Source organism: Polymorphospora rubra (assembly GCF_018324255.1).
Classification (GTDB): domain Bacteria; phylum Actinomycetota; class Actinomycetes; order Mycobacteriales; family Micromonosporaceae; genus Polymorphospora; species Polymorphospora rubra.
This window is the reverse complement of record NZ_AP023359.1, coordinates 4,306,152-4,329,974: the sequence shown is the minus strand read 5'-3', so window position 1 is coordinate 4,329,974 and position 23,823 is coordinate 4,306,152. Positions and strand designations below refer to the sequence as shown.

At 72.0% G+C, this 23,823-nt stretch carries 20 protein-coding genes and 3 pseudogenes; 9 read left to right on the top strand and 14 right to left on the bottom strand.

Features of this window, described 5'->3' with window-relative positions; all coding sequences use genetic code 11:
* Complete coding sequence (locus Prubr_RS19645) at positions 1-516, top strand: helix-turn-helix domain-containing protein (RefSeq protein ID WP_212816398.1); 516 nt, start codon at positions 1-3, stop codon at positions 514-516.
* On the top strand, positions 513-2,003 hold the full coding sequence (locus Prubr_RS19640; protein ID WP_212816397.1) for a serine hydrolase domain-containing protein: 1,491 nt from the start codon (positions 513-515) through the stop codon (positions 2,001-2,003). Before Prubr_RS19645 ends, Prubr_RS19640 begins: the two co-directional genes overlap by 4 nt.
* Positions 2,004-2,022: 19 nt before the next feature.
* On the opposite strand, the gene Prubr_RS19635 is transcribed toward Prubr_RS19640, so the two are convergent.
* Together Prubr_RS19635 and Prubr_RS19630 are read right to left on the bottom strand one after the other, a co-directional pair.
* Complete coding sequence (locus tag Prubr_RS19635) at positions 2,023-2,541, bottom strand: hypothetical protein (RefSeq protein ID WP_212816396.1); 519 nt, start codon at positions 2,539-2,541, stop codon at positions 2,023-2,025.
* A 130-nt stretch (positions 2,542-2,671) separates the two neighbouring features.
* Entirely contained in the window at positions 2,672-3,511 is an 840-nt protein-coding gene (locus Prubr_RS19630) for a GNAT family N-acetyltransferase (RefSeq protein WP_212816395.1), read from the bottom strand.
* Between the two features lie 239 nt (positions 3,512-3,750).
* Here Prubr_RS19630 and Prubr_RS19625 point away from each other — a divergent pair, with 239 nt between their 5' ends.
* Complete coding sequence (locus Prubr_RS19625) at positions 3,751-4,365, top strand: PadR family transcriptional regulator (RefSeq protein ID WP_212816394.1); 615 nt, start codon at positions 3,751-3,753, stop codon at positions 4,363-4,365.
* A gap of 202 nt (positions 4,366-4,567) precedes the next feature.
* Here the strand turns inward: Prubr_RS19625 and ispG are convergent.
* The 3 genes and pseudogenes from ispG to dxr all read right to left on the bottom strand — a co-directional run bounded on the left by ispG (position 4,568) and on the right by dxr (position 8,196).
* A pseudogene (ispG, locus tag Prubr_RS19620) lies at positions 4,568-5,739 on the bottom strand (flavodoxin-dependent (E)-4-hydroxy-3-methylbut-2-enyl-diphosphate synthase).
* A 7-nt stretch (positions 5,740-5,746) separates the two neighbouring features.
* Positions 5,747-6,985 carry a M50 family metallopeptidase gene (locus Prubr_RS19615; RefSeq protein ID WP_212816393.1) on the bottom strand — a complete coding sequence of 413 codons (1,239 nt, stop codon included), beginning with the start codon at positions 6,983-6,985 and terminating at the stop codon, positions 5,747-5,749.
* Positions 6,985-8,196 carry a 1-deoxy-D-xylulose-5-phosphate reductoisomerase gene (gene dxr, locus Prubr_RS19610; RefSeq protein ID WP_212816392.1) on the bottom strand — a complete coding sequence of 404 codons (1,212 nt, stop codon included), beginning with the start codon at positions 8,194-8,196 and terminating at the stop codon, positions 6,985-6,987. The genes Prubr_RS19615 and dxr overlap by 1 nt, the downstream gene beginning before the upstream one ends.
* 107 nt (positions 8,197-8,303) lie before the next feature.
* Between dxr and Prubr_RS19605 the strand changes: the two genes are divergently transcribed.
* The 3 genes from Prubr_RS19605 to Prubr_RS19595 are packed head-to-tail and all read left to right on the top strand — an operon-like array spanning position 8,304 to position 11,679.
* On the top strand, positions 8,304-9,248 hold the full coding sequence (locus Prubr_RS19605) for a YhjD/YihY/BrkB family envelope integrity protein (RefSeq protein ID WP_212816391.1): 945 nt from the start codon (positions 8,304-8,306) through the stop codon (positions 9,246-9,248).
* A 57-nt stretch (positions 9,249-9,305) separates the two neighbouring features.
* A complete protein-coding gene (locus Prubr_RS19600; protein WP_212816390.1) occupies positions 9,306-10,016 on the top strand; it encodes a TetR/AcrR family transcriptional regulator in 711 nt (236 codons plus the stop codon).
* Positions 10,017-10,068: 52 nt separating this feature from the next.
* On the top strand, positions 10,069-11,679 hold the full coding sequence (locus tag Prubr_RS19595) for a phytoene desaturase family protein (RefSeq protein WP_212816389.1): 1,611 nt from the start codon (positions 10,069-10,071) through the stop codon (positions 11,677-11,679).
* A 353-nt stretch (positions 11,680-12,032) separates the two neighbouring features.
* On the opposite strand, the gene Prubr_RS19590 is transcribed toward Prubr_RS19595, so the two are convergent.
* Positions 12,033-13,640: a Rieske 2Fe-2S domain-containing protein gene (locus tag Prubr_RS19590; protein ID WP_212816388.1), complete on the bottom strand. Its 1,608-nt coding sequence runs from the start codon at positions 13,638-13,640 to the stop codon at positions 12,033-12,035.
* 172 nt (positions 13,641-13,812) lie between these two features.
* Between Prubr_RS19590 and Prubr_RS19585 the strand changes: the two genes are divergently transcribed.
* Entirely contained in the window at positions 13,813-14,034 is a 222-nt protein-coding gene (locus Prubr_RS19585; RefSeq protein WP_212816387.1) for a DUF2631 domain-containing protein, read from the top strand.
* A gap of 129 nt (positions 14,035-14,163) precedes the next feature.
* Here Prubr_RS19585 and Prubr_RS19580 read toward each other — a convergent pair.
* The 8 genes and pseudogenes from Prubr_RS19580 to Prubr_RS19545 all read right to left on the bottom strand — a co-directional run bounded on the left by Prubr_RS19580 (position 14,164) and on the right by Prubr_RS19545 (position 22,828).
* A pseudogene (locus tag Prubr_RS19580) lies at positions 14,164-15,347 on the bottom strand (DivIVA domain-containing protein).
* 142 nt (positions 15,348-15,489) lie between these two features.
* Entirely contained in the window at positions 15,490-16,635 is a 1,146-nt protein-coding gene (gene rlmN / locus Prubr_RS19575; protein WP_212816386.1) for a dual-specificity RNA methyltransferase RlmN, read from the bottom strand.
* 69 nt (positions 16,636-16,704) lie between these two features.
* Positions 16,705-17,892 (bottom strand): phosphatidate cytidylyltransferase, encoded by a 1,188-nt coding sequence (locus Prubr_RS19570; protein WP_212816385.1) that lies wholly within the window; start codon positions 17,890-17,892, stop codon positions 16,705-16,707.
* Positions 17,892-18,449: a ribosome recycling factor gene (gene frr / locus Prubr_RS19565; RefSeq protein ID WP_212816384.1), complete on the bottom strand. Its 558-nt coding sequence runs from the start codon at positions 18,447-18,449 to the stop codon at positions 17,892-17,894. The genes Prubr_RS19570 and frr overlap by 1 nt, the downstream gene beginning before the upstream one ends.
* A gap of 44 nt (positions 18,450-18,493) precedes the next feature.
* Positions 18,494-19,260, bottom strand: a pseudogene (gene pyrH, locus Prubr_RS19560) (UMP kinase).
* 181 nt (positions 19,261-19,441) lie between these two features.
* The gene (tsf, locus tag Prubr_RS19555) at positions 19,442-20,272 is read right to left on the bottom strand and encodes a translation elongation factor Ts (RefSeq protein ID WP_212816383.1); all 831 of its coding nucleotides are present in this window, start codon (positions 20,270-20,272) and stop codon (positions 19,442-19,444) included.
* 134 nt (positions 20,273-20,406) lie between these two features.
* Positions 20,407-21,252 (bottom strand): 30S ribosomal protein S2, encoded by an 846-nt coding sequence (rpsB, locus tag Prubr_RS19550; protein WP_212816382.1) that lies wholly within the window; start codon positions 21,250-21,252, stop codon positions 20,407-20,409.
* A 277-nt stretch (positions 21,253-21,529) separates the two neighbouring features.
* Positions 21,530-22,828 (bottom strand): splicing factor U2AF large subunit, encoded by a 1,299-nt coding sequence (locus tag Prubr_RS19545; RefSeq protein WP_212816381.1) that lies wholly within the window; start codon positions 22,826-22,828, stop codon positions 21,530-21,532.
* Between the two features lie 127 nt (positions 22,829-22,955).
* On the opposite strand from Prubr_RS19545, the gene Prubr_RS19540 reads away from it, so the two are divergent.
* Both Prubr_RS19540 and Prubr_RS19535 read left to right on the top strand, forming a co-directional pair.
* Entirely contained in the window at positions 22,956-23,327 is a 372-nt protein-coding gene (locus Prubr_RS19540) for a hypothetical protein (protein ID WP_212816380.1), read from the top strand.
* A 127-nt stretch (positions 23,328-23,454) separates the two neighbouring features.
* Positions 23,455-23,814 (top strand): YraN family protein, encoded by a 360-nt coding sequence (locus Prubr_RS19535; RefSeq protein ID WP_212816379.1) that lies wholly within the window; start codon positions 23,455-23,457, stop codon positions 23,812-23,814.
* Positions 23,815-23,823: the final 9 nt, after the last annotated feature.

Here is a 23,823-nt window from a genome sequence, read left to right as displayed (position 1 = left end):
ATGCCGAAGGACGATCTCGCCGCCCGGGTGGCCGCGCTGGAGGAGGCAGTTGCCCGGCTGACCGCGGCCGCCGCCCCGACCACCCCACCCGCGCGCAGCGACCCGGGCACCTTCTGGGCCCTGGAAGGGCTGCGGGACCGGCTGCCCGCCGAGGCCGGGACCGGCGCGGTGCTCTTCACCGGCACGGTCGACCTGCCCACCGGCGAGCACTACGACTGGCAGTTGGCCCGGCCGGTCGACGACCTGCTCGGCACCGACTGGTCCGCACACGCCGGCACGCTGGCCGCCCTCGGCCACCCGGTGCGTCTGCTCCTGCTGCGTCAGGTGCTGCTCGGCACCCGCACCGCGGCCGAGCTGGCCGAACAGGAAGGGCTCGGCACCACCGGTCAGCTCTACCACCACCTGCGCCAGCTCGTCGGCGCCGGCTGGCTGCGCTCGTCGTCGCGGGGCCACTACACGGTGCCCGCCGAACGGGTGGTGCCGCTGCTGACGATCCTGTCCGGAGCGATCCGATGAGGAGGAGGTCACTCGCCGCCGCCGTCCTCGCCGGGCTGCTCGGAGCCGGCGCGGCCACCCTGGTCGGCCCGTCGCCGGCCCGGCTGACCACCGACCGGACCGGCGACGCCGGACCGGCCGCACAGGTCCGGGGCGCGCTCGACGACCCGGCCGGCTATCGCGGCCTCGCCGTCGCCACCGTCGAGGACGGCCGGGTCCGGGTCGCCGGGATCGGCGCGCGGAGTACCGCCGGTGCCGACGTCGACGGGACCACCCGGTTCGAGTCCGGCTCGCTGACCAAGGTCATGACCGGCATGCTGCTGGCCGAACTGGCCGCCGACGGCGTCGTCACACCCGACGACACGCTGCGTCAGGTGTTTCCCGGTCGCACCTTCGAGGACCCGGCCGTCGGCGACATCACCCTGGCCGAACTCGCCGGCCACACCTCCGGGCTGCCCCGGCTGGCACCGGCGCCCGGCGGGCCGTTCGGCACCTTCCTCGCCGCCGTCCGCGGCACCGACCCGTACGCCGGACAGGACGCCGCGCACGTACTCGACGCGCTGGGCGGGACCCGGGTCCGCGACCACCGCGGCGAGGTGACGTACTCCAACTTCGGCCTGGCGGTGCTCGGCCTCGCCCTGGCCGAACGGGCCGGGACCGGCTACCCCGAACTGCTGCGCGAACGCCTGCTCGATCCGCTCGGCATGACCGCGACCGGGTTCGTCGGGCCGGGCGACCCGCTGCCGGCCGGCGCCGCGACCGGCGGCACCGCCGCGGGCCGCCCGATGCAACCGTGGCGGGCCGGCGGTCTGGTCGCCGCCGGCATCGGGATGTGGACCACCGCCGACGACCTGGCCCGGCTGCTGGCCGCGACGATGGCCGGCACCGCGCCGGGCGCCGACGCGACCACACCCCGGTACGGCCCCGACGACGACCGGATCGGGTACGGCTGGTTCACCACCCGGTACGACGACCACGAGATCGTCTGGCACAACGGCGCGACCGGCGGCTTCAGCACGTACGTCGGGTTCGAGCGGGCGACCAACCGGGGCGTGGTGCTCCTCGGCAACACCGACCGCGGCGTCGAACCGCTCGGCCTGCGGCTGCTCGGCGTCGACCGGCCGACCGACCGACCGGACGCCAACTGGCTGCTGATCGTCGTCACCGTCGTACTGCTGGTCGGGGGTGGGGTCGGCCTGGTCGTGGCGGCGACCGGCACCGGGAGTACCTGGCGGCCACTGCCGGACCGGCTCGGTCTGGCCGGCGGGGTGCTGTCGGCGGCGGCCTCCCTGGTGCTGGCGCACCGGGCGGGGGCGTGGCTGGACGTCCCGGCGGTGCTGTGGCCGGTCGCGGTGGGGCTGGCGGTCGCCGGCCTGGTGCTGGCCGCGGTCCGCTGGCCGAGCCTGCCGGTGATCGGCAGGGGCACCCGGTGGGTGCGCTGGGCCGGCGCGGCGATCGGCGCGGCCGTCAGCCTCGGCCTGATCCTCGCGGTGGCGGTCCTGAGCTGACGCCGCCGGGTCCCGTCCCCTACTTGGCCGCCTCCAGGCTCGGTGCCGGCTGGCCGGCGGGGCCGGGGGTGGTGGCCGACGTGCCGAGCCGCTCGTAGAGCATCCCGCCCTGGTGGGCGAGGGCGCCGACGACCGTGGGCACGATCGGCAGGATCCAGTCGGCGACGATCCCGCGGTGCGGCAGGTTGAGGATCAGGACCGCGGCGGCGGCACCGCCGAACCCGTGCGCCAGCGCGCGCCACACCGCCCGGCCGGTGTGGCCGACGGCGGCCCGCCGGGCGGCCCGGTCGCCGAGGTCGGGAAAACCGGCCAGGGCGCGGGCGTCCCGGCGGCCGAAGTTGACCCCGGCCACGCCACCGGCCACCGAGGTGCCGACCACGGTGGCCGCCAGCAGGTCCCGGGTCAGCAGCAGAAGCAGCCCGAACGCCAGTACGCCGAGCCCGAGGGCGACGCCGGCGCGGATCCACTCGCGCTTGTCGCCCGGATACCAGTAGTACTTGGTGGTGCCCTCGGAGACCTGCTTGACGATCCGCCCCATGTTCGGCTCTCACCTCGCTGACCGTAACCTGCACCCTCGACGATCGTTACGAAGCGTAGGCATCAGCGAACCAGCGAGGCTGGCAGCATACTGAAAATAGCTACCATTCTCCCAAATGGCGAGAAAATGGTCAGAAGAGGACAGTTGCGAAGGTGCCCACCGAGCGGAAGCCGCAGCGCTCGTAGACCCGACGGGCCGGCAGGTTGTAGTCGTTGACGTACAGGCTCACGCTCGGCGCGACCCGGTTCGTCGCGTCACGCATCACCGCCGACATCGCCGCCGTCGCGATCCCCCGCCCGCGCCAACCCGGAGCCACCCAGACGCCCTGGATCTGCGCGGTACGCCGGGTGACGACGGCCAGCTCCGCCTTGAAGACCACCTCGCCGTCGACGATCTTCACGTATGCCCGCCTGGCGCGCACCAGGTCGAGCACCCGGCGCCGGTAGCCGCGCCCACCGTCGTCGGCCAGCGGCGACGCGCCGACCTCCTCGGTGTACATCGCGACGGCCGCCGGGAAGAGCAGGTCGAGTTCGTCGGACCGGGCCAGCCGTACGTCGGGGTCGGGCCGTACCGGCGCCGGCCCCTCCGCGGCCAGCAGCGGCTGGTTCGGGCGTACGTCCCGGGCCGGTCCCCACCGGTCCTCCAGCCGCTCCCAGAGGCCGAGCACCGCGTCGGCGCGACCGACGATGGAGGAACAGAGCCGCTCCTCGGAGCCGATCCGTTCGGCGAAGGCGGCGACCGCCGGTTTCGAGGCGAGCACCGGGGTCAGATGACCACCGAGCCAGCACAGCGACTCCACGTGGCGGCGCGAGCCATAGCCGAAGATCCGCCCGTCGGCCCGCCACCAGGAGAGACCGTGCGCGGCGACCCGCTCGGCGACCTGGGCTGCGGCGAACGGGTCTAGGTCGAGGAGCTTCTCGACCGCACCGCGCTCGGTCTCACCGAGCTGCCGTACGGGCACCATGAGCACGCATACCAGCGTGCCAGATCCGAGCCCGCCAGGTGCGCTCAGCCACCAACTCCCACCCCACCCCGATCCCGGTGATCAGGGATCACGTCGGGCATGTTGCCGGCGTGTCGTGGGCCAACCTCCCTGATCACCAGGATCAAGGATTTCGCGCCGGCCGTGACAGACATCTCGGAGACTTGTCGACGATAGTTCCCCGATATATCGTCGAGACATCAACGACAGTCTGAGGGGAGACTGAGATGGGTTTTCGAGGTGGATTCCACGCGCGGCACGAGGCCCGGATGCGCGGCTTCCGGCCGCCGTTCCCGCCCGGCGGGCCGGGCCACGGCTTCGGCCTCGGCCCGGGCTTCGGTGCCGGCTTCGGCGCCGGGCCGGGCTTCGGTCCCGGGCACGGCCGGGGACGCGGCCGAGGGCGGCGGCCGAACGTCCGCACCGCCGTACTCGCGCTGCTCACCGAGCGGGCGATGCACGGCTACGAGATGATCCAGGAACTCGACCGGCGTACCGGCGGGGCCTGGCGCCCCAGCCCGGGGTCGATCTATCCGACCCTGCAACTGCTGGAGGACGAGGGTCTGATCGTCGCCAACACCGAGGAGTCCGGCGGCGGACGCAAGCGCTTCGCGCTCACCGATGCCGGGCAGGAGGAGGCGGCCGCCGCGGCGCAGGCTCCGCCGTGGGCGGAGTTCGAGGAGAGCGTCGGCAGCTGGCAGGACATCCGGGACGCGAGCATGCAGGCGATGCAGGCACTGCGCCAGGTGATGACGACCGGCACCGACGACCAGCGGGCACGCGCGGCCCAGGTGCTCGACGAGACCCGGCGCAAGCTCTACGCGATCCTCGCCGAGTCGCAGTGAGCAGGACACCCGGGCCAAGCCATGATCGCGGTGATCAGGGAGTAGGTCCGGCGTGTCGCCGGCGCGCCCCAAGCGCTGGTCCCTGATCGCCCGGATCTTGCCTGCGGTGGCTGCCACCCGTGGCCGGCCGCCACGATCGCCGATCCGGACAGCAGCCGGCCCGCCACCTTCGGTGGCGGGCCGGTGGTGGTTCCGGGGTGGGTCAGTGGACCGTCACGGACGGACCGCCGACCAGTTCACGCAGTTCCTCGGGGAGTTCGGCGCCCATCTCGTCGGCAAGCCGGATCGCCTCCTCGACCAGGGTTTCCACGATCTGCGACTCCGGGACGGTCTTGATGACCTGGCCCTTGACGAAGATCTGCCCCTTGCCGTTGCCGGAGGCCACCCGAGGTCAGCCTCCCGGGCCTCCCCCGGGCCGTTGACCACACAGCCCATGACCGCCACCCGCAGCGGCACCGGCAGCCCGTCGAGCGCGGCGGTGACCTGCTCGGCCAGCGTGTAGACGTCGACCTGGGCCCGCCCGCACGACGGGCAGGAAACGATTTCCAGGCCACGCTCGCGCAGCCCGAGCGACTCCAGGATCGCGTTGCCGACCTTGATCTCCTCGACCGGCGGTGCGGACAGCGACACCCGGATGGTGTCGCCGATCCCCTCGGCGAGCAGTGCCCCGAACGCCACCGCCGACTTGATGGTGCCCTGGAACGCGGGTCCGGCCTCGGTGACGCCGAGGTGCAGCGGATAGTCGCACTGCTCGGCGAGCTGCCGGTAGGCCCGGACCATGACGACCGGGTCGTTGTGCTTGACCGAGATCTTGATGTCGCGGAAGCCGTGCTCCTCGAAGAGCGAGCACTCCCACAGCGCCGACTCGACCAGCGCCTCGGCGGTGGCCTTGCCGTACTTGGCCAGCAGTCGCTTGTCGAGCGAGCCGGCGTTGACACCGATCCGGATCGGGATCCCGGCCGCCGAGGCCGCCGCCGCGATCTCCTTGACCTTGTCGTCGAACTGGCGGATGTTGCCGGGGTTGACGCGTACGGCGGCGCAGCCGGCGTCGATCGCGGCGAAGACGTACTTCGGCTGGAAGTGGATGTCGGCGATCACCGGGATCTGCGACTTCTTCGCGATGGCCGGCAGCGCCTCGACGTCGTCCTGCGACGGCACCGCCACCCGGACGATCTGGCAGCCGGACGCGGTCAGTTCGGCAATCTGCTGGAGCGTGGCGTTGACGTCGGCGGTGAGCGTGGTGGTCATCGACTGGACCGACACCGGGGCGCCGCCTCCGACCGGCACCGAGCCGACCATGATCTGGCGACTCTGCCGGCGCGGGGCGAGCGGCGGGGGCGGTACGGCGGGCATGCCGAGGCTGACAGCGGTCACTGGATACTCACCTTGAGAAGAGCGTGATCGGATTTATCACGTCAGCGGTGACGGTCAGCAGCGTGAAGGCGCCACCGACGAGGATCACCACGTATGTGACTGGCATGAGTTTGAAGTAGTCGACCCGGCCCGGATCCGGTTTGCCGAGCCGCGCGAAGAACCACGAGCGGACGCGCTCGAACCAGGCGATCGCGATGTGCCCACCGTCGAGCGGCAGCAGCGGAAGCAGGTTGAAGACGCCGACGAAGAAGTTCAGCGAGATGAACAGCAGGACGAAGATTTCCCAGGCGTCGTTCTCGACCGCCTCGCCGCCGAGCCGGCTGGCGCCGACGACGCTGATCGGCGTGTCCCGGTCGCGCTGGTCACCGGTGATCGCCGCCCACAGCGCGGGGATCTTCTCCGGGATGCGTTGCATCGCCTGGACCGTGCCGATCGCCATGTCGCCGGTGTATTCGGCGGTGGCCCCGATCGCCTCGATCGGACCGTACGTGACCATCAGCGGAACGCCGGGCGGCGGTACCGGGCCGGCGACACCGAGCGCGGAGACGGTCACCGCCGCGCCCTCCGGGTTTTCCAGCGGGGTGCGCTGCACGGCCGCGAGGTCGGCGGTCACCTGACCGGAGACGCCGTCCCGCTCGTAGCCGATGGTGGCCTGTCCCGGCGGCAACGCGCGGACGACGTTGACCAGATCGGTGTAGGTGGCGACGGGCGTGCCGTTGATCGAGGTGATCTTGTCGTCGTCCTGCAGGCCGGCCTGCCGGGCCGGCCCTGCCGGGTCGCTCGGCAGACACTCGCGCGACTCGTTGGCGACGACCACGCAATCCGTGATCTTGACGTGGGCCGGGAGCGGTCCGGCAAGGGCCTTGTTGGGCAGCCCCATGAACATGGCGGCCAGCCACAGCGCGACGATCGCGAGGATGAAGTGGGTCGCCGAGCCGGCGGCCATCACGATCGTGCGCTGCCACACCGGGTAACGCCACATCACCCGGTGCTCGTCGCCCGGCTCGACGTCGTCGTCCTGCGGCGTCATCCCGACGATCTTGCAGAACCCGCCGAGCGGGATGGCCTTGAGACCGTACTCGGTCTCGCCGCGCCGGAACGAGAAGATGGTGGGGCCGAAGCCCACGAAGTAGCGGCTGACCTTCATGCCGAACTTCTTGGCCGTGAGCATGTGCCCGGCCTCGTGCAAACTCACCGAGACAAGGATGGCCAGGGCAAACAGAACAACCCCGAGCAGGTACGCCATCAAGCTCCCTCCGCAGACGCCCTGATGATCTGCCGCGCCTGCGTCCGTGCCCAGGATTCCGCGGCGAGCACGTCCTCGACGGTACCCGGTTCGGCGAAATCGGGGGCCGACCCGAGCACCCGCTCGAGTGTGTCGACGATGCCGAGGAACGGTAGCCGACCGGCGACGAACGCCTCCACGCACTCCTCGTTGGCGGCGTTGTAGATCGCCGGGCGGCAGCGGCCCGCCTCGCCCGCCGCCTTCGCCAGCCGTACGGCGGGAAAGGCCTCGTCGTCGAGCGGCGCGAACTCCCAGGTGTGCGCCGCGGTCCAGTCCACCGCGGCGGCGGCCCCCGGCACCCGGTCGGGCCAGCCCAGGGCCAGCGCGATCGGCAGTTTCATGTCCGGCGGGCTGGCCTGGGCCAGCGTGGAGCCGTCGACGAACTCGACCATGGAATGGATCACCGACTGCGGGTGCACCATCACCTCGATGTCGGCGTACGGCACGTCGTAGAGTTCGTGCGCCTCGACGACCTCCAGCGCCTTGTTGACCATCGTCGCCGAGTTGATCGTGACAACCTGCCCCATGTTCCAGGTCGGGTGGGCCATCGCCTGCTCGACGGTCACGCCGGTCAGTTCCTCGCGGCGCCGGCCGCGGAAGGGGCCGCCGCTCGCGGTCAGCACGAGCCGGCGTACCTCGGCGCGGGAGCCACCGCGCAGGCACTGGGCCAGGGCGGAGTGCTCCGAGTCGACCGGCACGATCTGGCCGGGACGGGCGACGGCCGCCTTCACCAGCGGGCCGCCGGCCACCAGCGACTCCTTGTTCGCCAGGGCGAGGGTCCGTCCGGCGCGCAGGGCCGTCAGGGTCGGCGCGAGCCCGAGCGAGCCGACCACCGCGTTGAGCACGATGTCGGCCGGCAACTCGGCCAACTCGGCCATCGCCGACGGGCCGGCCACGATCTTCGGGATCCTGAAGCCGCCGGCCGGATAGTCGCGCCGGGCCGCCTCGGCGTAGAACGCCAACTGGAGGTCCTGAGCCGCGGATGCCTTGGCCACGCCCACCACCTCGACGCCGAGTTCCAGCGCCTGGGCGGCGAGCAGGGCGACGTTGCCGCCGCCCGCGCCGAGCCCGACGACCCGGAACCGGTCAGGTGCGTGACGGACGATGTCGATGGCCTGCGTGCCGACCGAACCGGTCGAGCCGAGCAGGACGATGTCGCGGGGTGAACTCACGCCGCCCATTGTGGCCGAGCGACTTGGAAGCCGGTTGGGCGGCGGCCCCGATCAAGGGACCGCCGGGTGCGGGCGTGCGGGAGACGCGGTCGGGGAATGAAGGTGTGATGGAACCCGGCTGGGAGTGGCCGCGTCGGTTGGCGCGCGCGGCACTGCGGCCGGTCCGTGGCCGGGACCTGTCACTGCACGCCGCGGCGATCACGTTCTTCGGTGCGGTGGCGGTGGTGCCGGTGGCCCTGCTGGCCGTCTGGACGACCGGTCTGCTCGCCGGCCCCGACCGGGTACGGCGGCTGGCCGGCCACGCGGTGGCGGCCCTGCCCGACGAGATCGGGGCCGACCGGGGCGCCGCCGCCCTGATCGACGCCGGACTGGAACTGACTCCCCTGCTCGCGCTGGCGGCCGTCCTCCCGGCATCGCTGTACGGCGAAGGGCTGCGCCGGGCGTTCGTGTCCGTCGCCCGTACGGCGCCGCCGGGCGGCCCGCTGATCGGCTGGCGCGGCCGTCTGTTGCTCCTGCCGCTCCTGGCCGCCGCGCCGGCCCTGGTGCTGTCGGTGCTGCTGTCCCTGCCGCTGACCACCCGGTTGGTCGGGGAGGGCGGCTGGGCCGGCGTACTCGGGGTGGTGCTGTCCTTCCTGGCGGTGTGGCTGGCGCTGACGCCGGTGCTGGTCTGGGTGTTCCGGGTGGTCGGACCGGCCCGGCCGGACGGGTTGTCGACGGTCGTCGTCGGCTCGTTCACCGCCGCCAACCTGTCCGGCTTCCTGCATGGTTTCGTCCTGTTCTGTTCGTTGCCGCTGGATCTCGGCATACCGTTCGGCGGCTTCGCCGGGATCGGCGCGGCCGTCGCGGTGCTGCTGTGGCTGTACCTGCTCCACGTGATCGTGCTGACCGGCTATTCGGCGACGCTGGCGGCGAACGACTGGCGGACCCGCCGGGCCGCCGGTGGATCCGCGACCGGCCCGGCGGCCGCCGTGGAACCACGACCGGCCGGCGGACCGTCCCGGGTCGACCGGCCGGACCGGCGACCCGGAACGGATAGGGTTGGAACGGGTTAACACAGTGAACAGCGTTCATCCGACCTGCGCGGTTCGGGTCGACCAGGGAGCCGACGGATGACCACAGCGCCCACGCGACGCGAACGGTTGCGTACGGCGACCGTCGCCGAGATCAAGGACGGTGCGCGCCGGCTGCTGAGGACCGGTGGGGCACCGGCCATCTCGCTGCGGGCCATCGCCCGCGACATGGGCATGACCGCCCCTGCCATCTACCGCTACTTCCCCAGCCTCGACGCGTTGACCGGTGCGCTCGCCGGCGACCTGTACGACGAGGTGCGTGCGGCCGTCGAAGCCGCCCGCGACACGGCCGGCGCGGATCCGCTCGCGCAGCTTCTCGACATGGCGCGGGCGTTCCGCCGGTGGGCGGTGGCCAATCCGGACGAGTTCACCCTGATCATGGGCAGCCGCGGAAGTGGGATCGATGCGTTCGCGGCGGCCTGCACCGACGCCGGGCACCCCGGCGCCCGGCTCGGCGCCACCTTCCTGCGGCAGTTCACCGTGCTGTGGGAGCGGGCCCCGTCCGATGCGCCGGGCGGTGCGGCGCTGGAGCGCTCGCTCGCCCCGCTGCGGCATCGGCACGGTGCGGTGCCGGTGGAGGTCGCGTACCTGTTCCTCACCGCCTGGACCCGCCTCTACGGCCTGATCGCGATGGAGGTCTTCCAGCACCTGCGGTGGGCCGTCACCGATCCGGAACCCCTCTTCGAGGCCGAACTGGCGAGCCTGGCCCGCCAGTTCCGTTCCCCCGCGCCGCCGCCGAAAGGCCCTTGATCGCCGTCGACGGGCATCGCGGTGGGGCCACCGCGCCGATACGCTGCCGGGCATGAATGAGCGGTCGAGCGCGCACCTTCCCACCCGTGCCGACGTGGTCGTCGTCGGCGCCGGCCACAACGGCCTGGTCTCCGCGGTCCTGCTGGCCCGCGCCGGCCTCGACGTGGTGGTGCTGGAGGCCGCGCCGATCGTCGGCGGCGCCGCGCGCACCGAACGGCCGTTCGCCAAGGTGCCCGGGCTCGGCCACTCGACCGGCTCCTACCTGCTCGGCCTCATGCCGCCCGAACTCATCGCCGAACTCGGCGTGGACATCCCGGTCCTGCGGCGGGACCCGCACTACTTCCTGCCGACACCGGGCGGCGCCGGCTCGCCCTACCTGCTGTTCGGGTCCGACCGGGCGGCGACCCGCGCGCAGATGGCGGCGTTCTTCTCGCCCGCCGACATCGCGGCCGACGACGCGATGCAGGCCGAACTGGCGGCCCTGCGTGAAGACCTCGCGCCGGCCTGGCTGGCCGAGCCGTCCGCCGTCGAGGAGACCGCGCAGCGATACGTCCGGCCGGCTCTGCGGCAGGTCTTCGTCGACCTCGTACGCGGCTCGGTCGCCGACTACCTGGCCCGGTTCGAGTTCCGGTCCGAACTGCTGGTCGCCATGTACGCGGTCACCGACGGGCTGTCCGGCCTCAACGCCGGCCCCGACGATCCCGGCACCGGGCACAACTTCCTGGTGCACAACATGTGCCGGCTGCCCGGCGCCGACGGCACGTGGATGATCGCCCAGGGTGGCATGGGCACGGTGTCGCGCACGTTCGCCGACGCGGCCCGGGCCGCCGGGGCACGGATCTTCACCGACACGCCGGTCAGCTCGGTCACGGTCGACGGCGGTGCGGCCAGCGGGGTCGTACTGTCCGACGGGCGTACGGTCGGCGCGCGGGTCGTGCTCGGCGCCTGCGACCCCTACCGGCTGATCGACCTGGTGCCCGACGGCGCGCTGCCGGCGGAGCTGACCGGTCGGATGGCGGCGGTCCGACGGCCCGGCAGCACGTTGAAGATCAATCTCGCGCTGTCCGGGCTGCCCCGCTTCGCCTGCCTGCCCGCCGACGCGCCCAGCCCGTTCGGCTCGACGATCCACCTGTTGCCGGGTTCGGCGTCGCTGGTCGGCGACGGCGCGGGCGAGTCGCCGATGACGGCGCTGCGCGCCATGTGGGCCGACGTGCAGGCCGGCCGCCTGCCCGACGAGCCGACGATGGAGTGGTACCTGCACACCACGGTCGACCCCTCGCTGCAGGACGTTGCCGGCCACCACTCGTCGGCGCTCTTCGTTCAGTCGGTGCCGTACGAGTTGGCCGACGGAACCTGGGCCGACGTCCTGCCATCCTATGTGGACAAGCTGCTCGCGGTGTGCGAACGCTACGCCCCCGGCACCGGCGACCTGGTCGCCGACATGATGCCACTGCCCCCGCCCGGCATCGAGGAGCACTTCGGCATCTCCGGCGGACACATCCACCATGTCGACAACACGGTGTCGTTCACCGACCGGATGCCGTACGCGACCGGTCTGGACGGACTCTATGCGGGCAGTGCCGGCTGCCACCCGGCCGGCAGCGTCATCGGGGCGGCCGGCCACAACGCGGCGAAGCGGATCCTCGCCGACCTCGCCCACTGAGCACCGCCGACCACTGCGCCATCACCGGCCACCGGGCATCGCCGCCGCGGCGACCGGAGAGTCTCGGGCGTGTCGCTACCGAAGATTTCTGATCACCCCAGGTCGGGCCGGGAAATCGGTTCGACCTGGCGGCCGACCGGTTGACAAATCACTGTTAGTGACCGCAACTCCGGACACACTGCGTTGAATGGGCAAAAGCGCCGAAGTCCAGGCCGACCCCGGACCTCGGCGCCAACCGGAGAGAGTGGCCTCCCCGCACCGGACGGCCACTCTCTCCGTTCAGTAAGGCGGGCTCGTCCGGTCGCACGGGCTCGGCACGCCCTACGACACCGCAAACCCCGACCGGTTACCGCTCAGCCGGCAGCGGGGTCGACCGGTGCCGCCGCGGTGGCCGGCTCGGCCTCCGCCGGAGCCGGCGTACCCGCCCGGTGGGCCCGGATCTCGTGCCCGACGCTGGTCAGGCAGCGCCCGCTGGTCAGGTCGAACCGCCACCCGTGCAGCTGGCAGGTCAACTGGTTGCCGTCCACGATGCCGAAGCGGGTCAGGTCCGCCTTCAGGTGCGGGCAGCGCCGCTGCACGATCCAGTCGCCGAGCTTGATGTCCTCGGCGTCCGGCTTCTGCTCGGCGTACCAGCCCTCGGCGTACTGGAGACGCTCCTCCGACAGGCACTTGAAGAACGCGTAGACGAACTCGTTGTACTGCCCGATCCGGGCGGCGGAGAACCGGCAGGACAGGAACAGCGAGTTGACCCAGTCGACCTCGCCGGAATGCAGCAACTGCTCGATCAGGGCGCGTTCGGTGCGGAAGCGGTAGCGGACCTTCTCGTCGGCGTACGGGCGCACCTGCTTGCCGGGGAAGTCCACGACGATCGACTCGACCGACTCGCCGTCGTAGCCGACCAGGTCGAACCGGACCGGACCGCCGACTCCCTTGGCGAGGTAGACCGACTCCTCGAGAAGCGGCTCGATCCGCCGCTTCATCTCCTTGAGTACGTCGACCTCGGGGTGCCGCCACGACTGCTTCGCGGCCTCGATGACCGGCCGCTGCCGCTCCTGATAGTCCCGCAGGTGCTGTTCCTTGTTGGCGAAGAACTCCGCGACGTCGGCGACCGGCTGCTCGGTGGTCGCCCCGCCGTCGGCGGTCAGCTCGGTGACCGTGCCGGGCAGCAGCACGATCGCGTTGCTGCCGCCGACCTTGGCGTATTCGCGCAGGAAGTCGGACTGGTCAGGGAAGATGTTCCCCTCGTCACCGTGGATGTCGTTGAACTGCCACAGCTCGTCGTCGAGGAAACAGGGCGGGCCGGCGATCGGAAAGACGTGCGACGCCTTCAGGTCGTCGATGTAACGCCAGGTGCGGTCGTACTGCCGCTCGCGCTTCTGCTTGCCGAACGCGGTCTTGGCCGCGTTCGGCAGCTCGTAGACCATCGGATACCAGATCGCGCCGGAGAACTGGAGCAGGTGTGCGTGCACGTGCCCCAGCTCGGCGAACATGCCGAGGTCGGTCGGCCGGGCGTCATTCTGGTTGAGCAGCCGGACGCCGTCGTACTCGACCCACAGCGACGAGTCGCCGATGGGACCGTCGGTGGGCGACGTCAACGCCTGGATCAGCACCTTGAGCCCGCCGTCGAGCTCGGTCACCTCGTTGGTCTTGGTCCGGATGAACCGGGTGAAGCCCACCTCGCGCAGCTCGTCCTCGAGTTCCGAGGTCGGGTATTCCGGCAGCAGCACGGTCGCCTTCTTCGAGATGAAGCGGCGCAGGTGCGCGGCGTCGAAGTGGTCGCGGTGCAGGTGCGAAACGTAGAGGTAGTCGGCATCGCCGAGGGTCTCCCAGTCGAGCTGGGAGTTGTCCGGGAAGGGAAACCAGGAGGCGAAGTAGGCCGGGTTGACCCACGGGTCGCACAGGATGCTGCCCGCGGCCGTGTCGATCCGCATACTGGCGTGTCCCGTACCCGTCACTCGCACCGCACAGACCTCCTAGATCAAGACCATCAAGGTGTACGGGAAAACGCTACCGGAGCCGGCGGCGCCCCGGTTCGCCGACGCCGCCGAAGGGGTCGTACGGCCCACTCGCGGCGGGCCGGGTGGCCCGTGCCAGACTCTTACCCAGATCGGATCACCTGGAAAGGACCTCATCGTGGCGGGAAGCGAGCCGGTAACCTCACCCGACCAGCGCAAGCCGGGCCACCGCAAGGCGGGGCAGATCGGTGCGGTCGTGTCCGCCCTGCTGCTGCTGTCGATGGTCATCGGCAACCACGAGGGCCGCATCGAGGACATCTGGCTGGTCGGCCTCGCCGCGCTGCTACTGCTCATCGTCGTCGGCGACATCGTGCTGCGTCGCAACGGCCTGCGTAGCTGACCCGAGGGCGACAGCGACCCGCCGGCCACGCGTCACGGCCGCGGCTACCGCTGCGTCTGTACCAGCCCCGTACATGTGGCAGGGCCCGTTCCGGGACGTCCCGGAACGGGCCCTGCCACATGTACGGGGTCAGTGTCGGCGCAGGATGTCCTGGACCTCCTTGAGCGCCGCCTCGACCTCGGCCTCGAAGTAGCCGCCCGGCACCAGCTCGAACCGGGTGTTGTCCAGCCCCGCCGGGTCGACCGGCATCGGGCCGCGACCGGACATCGCCATCAGGATCTGCTCGAAGAGCCGGTCGACCTGCACCGGGTCGTAGCCGCTGCCGAAGCGGCGCACCTGGAAGGTACGCCGGATCTCGTCGACCCGCTGCGCGTCGCCACCCACGGGCGGCGGTCCGCCGAACTGCGGACGGTCGAGCGGGGGCGGCCCGTCGAACTGCGGACGGTCGAGCGGGGGCGGCCCGTCGAACTGCGGGCGATCGAACGGCGGACGGTCGACGGGCGGCCCGTCGAACGGCGCGCGGGCCACCGGCGGGCGGTCGTACGGCGGACGGTCGACGGGCGGCCGCTCCGGCGGCGGGCCGGAACGCGGGCCGGCGGCGCGCAGGTCGCGGTCGGGCAACCGGATCTCGGCGGTCATGTCCATCCGGCCGTGCCGACCGGCCTCGAAGCCGTCGAACCGGTCGTCGGGCTCGTCGAACCGGCGGGGACCGGCACCGGGCGGCGGCCCCGCCGGGGCGGGCGGGCCGTCGTATCCACGCGGGCCGGCGTCGTAGCCGCCACCGAACGTGCCGGTGGGCTCGTCGTAGCGTCCGTAGGGGTCGCCCTGCGGTGGGCCGGCCGGAGCCGGCATGGCGCGGGGCGGCGGCCCGGAGCCGACCGGCGGCACCCGGTCGTCGCGTCCGGGCGGCCCCATCCGGTCGGGCGGGCCGAGCCGGTCCGGCGGCCCCATGCGGTCCGGGGGCCCATCCGGTCGGGCGGCATCCGGTCCGGGGCCATCCGCTCCGGCGGGCCGCCACGGTCGAACCGCTCGACCCCGCGCGCCTCCGGTGCCCGGGCCGGACCGCCGCCACGCTCCTCGAACTCCGCGAGCTGCCGCTCCACCCGATCGAGGTGCAGGTCGACCTGCCACTCGTCGTAGCCGCCGAACCGGACCCGGAAGACCACGTCGTGGACCTCCTGTGAGGCGACCGGTGAGCCCACCGGCTCACCGGCCAGCGTCGCCTCGACCCGGTCGAGGAAGGTGTCCACCTCGTCGACCTTGTAACCCCGACGGAGCGCCTTGCGCCGGAAACGCTGACCCTGACTCGCCACTATGTCTCCTGGTTCGCTCGCTCGTCACGCCTGGCCACCCGGCAACCGGCCGGCGGGCCCGGGTAGGCCCGCACGCCAACTGTGCCATCCTGACGCCCGCCCGCCCCGGTGGCGGCGGCCGTGAGTCGACCCGGCCGTCCACTCATCGGTCCACCTCGGCTGCGGCGAGCTGCCCGCATGCGCCGTCGATCTCCTGGCCACGGGTGTCGCGTACGGTCGTCGAAACGCCCGCCTGGCGCAAGCGGCGGACGAACTCCCGCTCCACGGGCTTCGGGCTGGCGTCCCAGCGGCTGCCCGGGGTGGGATTGAGTGGGATGAGGTTCACATGGGCCAGCCGGCCGGCCAGCAGCCGCCCGAGGAGGTCGGCTCGCCACGGCTGGTCGTTCACCTCTTTGATCATCGCGTATTCGATCGACACCCGGCGCCCCGTACGGTCGGCGTAGGCCCACGCCGCGTCGAGCACCTCGGCAACCTTCCAGCGCTGGTTGACCGGCACCAGTTCGTCGCGCAGCTCATCATCGGGCGCGTGCAGCGACAGCGCAAGGGTGACCGAGAGGTCTTCGTCGGCGAGCCGGCGCATCGCCGGAACGAGCCCGACCGTGGAGACCGTGATGTGCCGCTGGGACAGCCCGAGCCCCTCCGGCGCCGGTGCGCAGAGCCGGCGTACGGCCGCCACGACGCGGGCGTAGTTGGCCAGCGGCTCCCCCATGCCCATGAACACGACGTGCGACAGCCGTGGTGGGGCACCGGCGACCGCCCCGGAGGCGGCGACACCGGCGAGATACACCGCCTGGTCGACAATCTCGGCGGTCGACAGGTTACGGGTCAGCCCGGCCTGTCCGGTGGCGCAGAACGGGCACGCCATGCCGCAGCCGGCCTGGCTGGAGATGCAGACCGTCACCCGGTCGGAATACCCCATGAGCACGCTCTCGACGAGCGCACCGTCGTGCAGCCGCCACAGGGCCTTGCGGGTGGCGCCGTCGTCGCAGGCCATCTCGCGTACCGGAGTGAGCAGGGTGGGCAGCAGCTCCGCCGCCAGCCGGTCCCGGGCAGCGGCCGGGAGGTCGGTCATCCGGGCCGGGTCGCGCACCAGCCGGCCGAAGTAGTGCGTCGACATCTGGCGGGCACGGAAGGCAGGCTCACCGAGTTCGGTGACGAGTGCCTTTCGGCCGGCGAGGTCGAGGTCGGCGAGATGACGCGGCGGCATGGCCGCCCGACGGGCGGTGGCCGCACCGGCTTCGGCGGCTGCGCCGGTCGGGCTGATCGGGATCACTGGCAGGCTATTCATAGCCTGTCCAGTGTCCCACGCGCCGGCCGGACCGCCCGGCCCCGAGGGCACCCAAACGTGCACCATGCCTCAGCCGGGCGGGGCGAACAGCGTCAGGAGGAAGTAGGCGGTGGGCACCGCGAACAGGACCGAGTCGAGCCGGTCCATCAGACCACCGTGTCCGGGCAGCAGGCTGCTCATGTCCTTCACGCCGAGATCCCGCTTGATCATCGACTCGGCCAGATCGCCGAGCACCGCGGCCACCGAGACCGCCACTCCGAAGACCGCACCCCACCAGGGCGCCACGTCGAGCAGGAAGTAGAGCAGCAGCGCACTGCCCACGGCCGCGGCGGTCACCGAGCCGCCGAACCCCTCCCAGGACTTCTTGGGGCTGATCGACGGTGCCATCGGGTGCCGGCCGAGGAGCACGCCGACGGCATAGCCACCGGTGTCGGACAGGACCACGGCCGCCAGGACGACGAAGATCCGCCAGTCGCCGTCGGGCATGGCGGCCATCAGGGCGGCGAATCCGCCGAGGAACGGCACGTAGACCGCGATGAGCACGGATGCGGTCAGGTCACGCCGGAAGCCGGCCCAGCCGTCGCCGATCCGCCAGACAAGAGCGGCCAGCACGGCGACCACGAGCCCGAGCAGGAGCCCGTCGGGGCCGACCTGCCAGGCCAGCCCGGTCATCAGTACGCCACCGGCGAGCAGCGGGAGCATCGGCGGACGGGCGTCGACGGTGCGTACCGCCCGGGTCATCTCCCAGATGCCGACGCTGAAGGCCAGCGCGATCACGACCAGGAAAGCCGGCCGATAGGCAAACAGGGTGCCGACGAGCACCGCACCGAGGGTGACTCCGACCCCGATGGCGGCCGGCAGGTTGCGGCCGGCCCGGCTCGGCGGCCTGGGCCCGCCGGCCGCACCCCGGCGGCCGGCCCGGCGTCGACCCGGCTGCCGCCGGCGCGGCGGTTCCGGCGGCGACACCACCGGGTAGGCGGCGGTCGCCGCGTCCGCGTCCACCACCGGCTCGGGATCGGGACCTGCACCCGTCGGAGATCCGGGATCGGAACCATTCACGTACCCGCCGTCGTGCCTGCCGGGCGGTCGACCCGGTACGGCGTACCCGTTGCCGTTGCGCGGCGGCCAGTCGTCGGGTCCGGGCGACGGATCGGCGTCGGGACGGGAGTACCGGGCGTAGGGATCGGGCGCGGCACCGGCGTGCCGCGCCCGATGTGCGTCGGTGCCCGATCCGGGATGAGGGTCGAGGTAGGACATCAGACCTCGAGCAGCTCGGCTTCCTTGTGCTTGACCAGCTCGTCGATGTGTGTCACGTAACGGTGGGTGAGATCGTCGAGTTCCTTCTCGGCACGACGTCCCTCGTCCTCGCCGGCCTCGCCGTCCTTGACGATCCGGTCCAGCTCTTCCTTGCCCTTGCGCCGTACGTTGCGGATCGCGACCTTGGCTTCCTCGCCCTTGTTACGGGCGACCTTGATCATGTCGCGGCGCCGCTCCTCGGTCATCTGCGGCAGCAGGATCCGGAGCTGGTTGCCCTCGTTGTTGGGGTTGACCCCCAGGTCCGAATCGCGGATCGCCTTCTCCATCGCCTGGAGCTGCGACGCGTCGTACGGCTTGATGATGGCCATCCGGGGCTCGGGCACACCCACCGAAGCCATCTGGGTCAGCGGCGTGGGGGTGCCGTAGTAGTCGATGATGACCTTGGAGAACATCGCCGGGCTGGCCCGCCCCGTCCGGATCGCACCGAACTCCTCTTTGGCGTGTTCGACCGCGCGTTCCATCTTCTCTTCGGCCTCGAGGAGCGTGTCGTCGATCACCTGCTCCGTCGCCTCCTTCTATTGCTCGTAGGTCGTCGGACGGCCTAGGCCGTGATCAGGGTCCCGATCCGCTCGCCACCGACCGCCCGGATGATGGTGTCCGCCCCTCGGCGCCGAACACCAGCATCGGCAGGCCGTTTTCCATGCACAGGCTGAACGCCGCGGCGTCCGCGACCCGCAGGCCGCGACTCAGCGCCTCGGCGAACGTGACGGTCTCGAGCCGGCGCGCGCCGGGATCGGTACGCGGGTCGGCGGTGTAGACGGCATCCACACCGTTCTTGCTCATCAGCACCACGTCGGCACGGATCTCCAGTGCCCGCTGGGCGGCGACGGTGTCGGTCGAGAAATAGGGCATTCCGGCCCCGGCACCGAAAATGACCACACGGCCCTTCTCAAGGTGCCGGATCGCCCGCAACGGGATGTAGGGTTCGGCGACCTGAGCCATGGTGATCGCCGTCTGCACCCGGGTCTCGATGCCTTCCTTCTCGAGGAAGTCCTGCAGGGCGAGGCAGTTCATGACGGTGCCGAGCATGCCCATGTAGTCGGCCCGGGCGCGGTCCATGCCGCGCTTCTGCAACTCCGCGCCGCGGAAGAAGTTGCCCCCGCCGATCACCACGGAGACCTGCACCCCACGCCGGACGACGGTGGCGATCTGCCGGGCGACGGCCTGCACGACGTCGGGGTCGACGCCGACCCGCCCTCCGCCGAAGACCTCGCCGGACAGCTTCAGGACGACCCGTCGGGCCCGGCCGGGGGGTGGTGCGGTGGGATCGTCCTGCACAGCGGTCTGCTCATTCACGGTCTGCGTCATCCGACCCGCCTCTCATGCGCGGGGCAAGCCCGCCACGCGGCGACACCGGGAGGTGCCGCCGCCCACCTTATGGGACGAGGAGGCCGCGGTGCCTTTCACGTACACCAGCGGCCTCCTCGGATTGTCTATCCCACGCGACCCTCCCGCCCGTCACCGGGCGGAAAGACCGGTGAGGTCGGGCTCAGGCCTGGCCGACCTCGAACCGGACGAAGCGCGTCACGTCGATGCCGGCCTCGGTGATCACCTGCTTGACCGACTTCTTGTTGTCGGTGACCGACGCCTGCTCCAACAGGACGTTGTCCTTGAAGAAGGCGTTGACGCGCCCCTCGATGATCTTGGAGATGGCAGCCTCCGGCTTGCCCTCCTCGCGGGCGCTCTGCTCGGCGATGCGCCGCTCCGACTCGACCGTCTCCGCCGGCACCTCGTCGCGGGTGAGGAACTTCGGCCGCATCGCGGCGATCTGCATCGCCACGCCACGGGCGTCGGCGTCGGCCGCCTCGTCGGACTTGCCGGCGTATTCGACGATCACGCCGACCTGCGGCGGCAGGTCCTGCGCCTTGCGGTGCAGGTAGACGGCGACCGTGCCGTCGACCTTGGCGAAGCGGTTCAGCACCAGCTTTTCGCCGATCTTGGCGGACTGCTCCAGCACGGTGTCGGCGACGGTACGGCCGTCCGACAGCGTGGAGGCCAGCAGCGCCCCGGCGTCGGCGACGCCGGCCTGCTCACCGTGCTCGACCAACTGCTGCGCCAGCGCGATGAAGTCGGCGTTCTTGGCGACGAAGTCGGTCTCGCAGTTCAGCTCGAGCAACGCCTTGCCCGAGTGGGCCACGAGGCCGTTCGCGGCGGTGCGACCCGCGCGCTTGTCGACATCCTTGGCGCCCTTGATCCGCAGGATCTCGACAGCCTTGTCGAAGTCGCCCTCGGTCTCCGTGAGCGCCTTCTTGCAGTCCATCATGCCGGCGCCGGTGAGGTCGCGGAGCTTCTTGACGTCCGCGGCGGTGAAGTTGGACATGACTCTCTCTTCGATGTTTGAGGCTGTGGGTGGGTGGTCAGTCGGGGATTACCCAATCCGGGGCGCACCGTGCCCTCGTACCCGGTCGAGCGGGCCGGCCGCGGTGTCGCGGCCGGCCCGGCCCGACGGCGAGGTCACTCGGCGGCAGCCGTCGCGGGCTCGGCGGCCTTCTGCTCTTCGTCGGCCTTCTTCTCCGTCGTCTCCAGCAGCTCGCGCTCCCACTCGGGCAGCGGCTCGTCGGCGCCGACCACACCCGGCTCGGGCTTCTCGTCGGTGCCGCGCTGCCGGCCGGAACGGGCGATCAGGCCGTCGGCGACCGCGGCGGCGATGACCCTGGTGAGCAGCTCGGCGGAACGGATCGCGTCGTCGTTGCCCGGAATCGGGAAGTCGACCTCGTCGGGGTCGCAGTTCGTGTCGAGCACGGCGATCACCGGGATGCCCAGCTTGCGGGCCTCGTCAACGGCGATGTGCTCCTTCTTGGTGTCCACGACCCAGACCGCGGCCGGCACCTTCTGCATGTCACGCAGACCACCCAGGGTGCGGGTCAGCTTGATCTTCTCGCGGGAGAGCTGCAGGGTCTCCTTCTTGGTGTAGCCCTGCGCGGTGCCGCTGAGGTCGCCGATCGCCTCCAGCTCCTTCATCCGCTGGAGCCGCTTGTGAACCGTCTGGAAGTTGGTCAGCATGCCGCCGAGCCAGCGGTGGTTGACGTAGGGCTGGCCCACCCGGGTCGCCTGCTCGGCGATGGCCTCCTGCGCCTGCTTCTTCGTGCCGACGAAGAGGATGCTGCCCCCCTCGGCGACCGTGCCGCGAACGAACTCGTACGCCTTCTCGATGTAGTCGAGGGTCTGGCGCAGGTCGATGATGTAGATGCCGTTACGCTCCGTGAAGATGAAGCGCTTCATCTTCGGGTTCCACCGCCGGGTCTGGTGCCCGAAGTGGACGCCGCTCTCCAGCAGCTGACGCATGGTCACTACGGCCATGGTGTGGTGCTCCTTCTGTGGTCCCTGGTTGTCACGCCCGGCCGGCCGGCCGGGCATCCTGGCACCTGTTCGCCGGCCATGGCGGACCCGAACGGATTCGGGACCAGGGGGCCGTCGCCCCACGGATGACCGTGAGGAGGGCGCGCGAGGTCGACCGCATGGCGGTCGCCAGTCGATAAGTGTACGCCCCTGACCCGGCCGGTCCGGCCCCGACCCGTACCCGCCGGCGGTCGGGCCCGGCCGGCAGCCCGCGGTCGGACCCGACCGGGCGTCGGGGTCAGCCGGCCGCGAGCGCCGCCGCGACGAAGAGCACCAGCCCCACCGTCAGGTAGGCGGTCGGCGGGCGCAGCCAGGCCCGACCGGGCTCGGCAATCCCCGCCGCACCGGTCGCCAGTGCGTAGAGGCCGGCGCCGAAGACCGGCAGGCCGAGCACCAGCATGATGCCCGCTACCACGCCGCCGAAGGACACCGGGTCGGCGAGCAGCGCGCTGCCGAGCAGCACCAGGGCGGGAACCTCGAAGATCAGGACAAGCAGGGCGTACGCGACCGCCAGGCCCGGCCGGCGGGTGCGGTACACGCCGTCGCCGACCGGTGCGCTGCCGCCACCGGGGCGGCGTGGCGCGGCCCGGTCGAACGGGTCGTGCGGGAACCGGGGGCCGTCGCCGGGCGGCGGCTCGTTCTGGTGCATCGTGACGGCCGGCATCGGCCCGGTCGGCAGTTCCAGCGGGCGGTGTACGTCCCCGTCCCGCGTCGCGTCGACCGTCCGGGGCGGCGGGTCCGCGACGCGGTGGGCGTCCGACGGTGCCCGCAACGCCTCCGTGGTGTGGTGGTGGGTTTCCTTGGCCCGTGGCGGTTCGGCGACCGGTGCCGGCTCGACCGTCGGGAGCGGTACGTCGATCACGGAATGGGCGGCTTCCGGGGGCCGGCCGAGCTCACCGCCGGGGGGCGCTGCCGGCGACACCGGCCGCCCGGAATCGACCGGCCGTCGCCCGATCTCGACCAGTCCGGTGCGCTCGGGCCCACCGCGCCGGGTGTCGAGCGAGTCGGCCCGCCCGCTGTCCAGCAGGTCCGCCCCGCCGCCGCTCCCCCGCGACGGGGGCTCCAGCGGCAGCCGGATCGAGCCCAGGGCGCCGCCACGGGTCGGGTCGCCCGCGCCGTAGCTCGTTCGTCCCTGGTCGTCGCGCACGTCGGTGTCGAGCGGGCTGCGGCTCTCGTCGGCATGGCGGGACTCGGGCTCCCGGTGCCGCTCGGCACCGAACCGGTCACCACCGGCATACCGGTCGCCGTCGGCGTAACGGTCGCTGTCCCCGTACCGGTCGTTGTCGGCGTAGCGGTCACTGTCGGTGTAACGGTCACCGTCGGAGTAGCGGTCCGGCTCGACGTAACGGGCGCCCGGCTCGGCGAGCGCGGCGTACCGGTTCTCGTCGACCTCGGCGGAGCGCTGCTCCGGCACCCGGTATCCGTCCTCGGGGTAGCGCTCGTCCGTCCGGCCACGCCAGCCGGACTCGGCGTAGCCGCGCTCACCGGCGTACCAGCGGGGTTCCTGCTCATCGGGGTAGTTACGTTGACCGTCCACGGTCCCGCACCGTATTCGACCCCGGCAATCCTCGCCAGCCGCGGCCCGCGCACCACCTCGGACCAGCGGGGCTTCCCCGAAGTGGCCGCCGTCGCGGCGGTGCCCTGCGGCCGAGGACGATCCGCACATGGGTGACGAGCATCGCGACCTGGCCGAAACGTTCCGGTACCACGCGCGGCGCGAATTCGACGGCTGTTCGCCCCGACAGGCGCAACCCGCGACTTTCCCGGCCGACCACCCGGACCTCACCGACCCGCCGTTCGCCGCGCGCCCGGGACAGCGTCGACCGCTCCGCCTCGCCCCCGTGCAGTACCTGCTACGGCCGCAGGGCCGCCGGCCACCCGCTCGGGGCGTACCCGCCGCCCTGGGCGGCACCCGCCCGGTGGACGCCGGGTTCACCGCGGCCCTGGCCTGCCGACCCTGGTCACCTGGCGCGCCGGCCGGATGTCCGTCGAGGTCCTGGCCCGGACCGGACCCGCGCGGGCGGCGGCTGAAGTAAAGCCCAGGCAGTACGCCCCATAGCACGGCGGCCACTTGATCGTCCGGTTGTCCACAGGGGTGCCCACCGTCCACAGCCGGGCGGTCCGAGCCGTCCAAAACGGCGCCGGACGGCCAACCTCGGTGCCATGACGTTGGTGAGACAGGCGGTCGGCGCGTACGGCGAACGCCGTGCGGTGCAGCACCTGGTCGCGGCGGGGCTGCGGGTGGTGGCCCGCAACTGGCGGTGCGTCCACGGCGAGGTCGACATCATCGCCTGGGACGGCGAGACCCTGGTGTTCTGCGAGGTCAAGACCAGACGGAGCACCGCATACGGGCCGCCGGCCGCGGCGGTGGTGCCCGCGAAGGCGCGCCGCCTGCGCCGGCTGGCCGCAGCCTGGCTCGCCGGCACCGACGCGCATCCGCGCGAGGTCCGCTTCGACGTGGTGGCGGTGCACACCACCGGGCGCGGGCCGGCCCGGGTGGAACACGTCCGGGCGGCGTTCTGATGTCCGGCC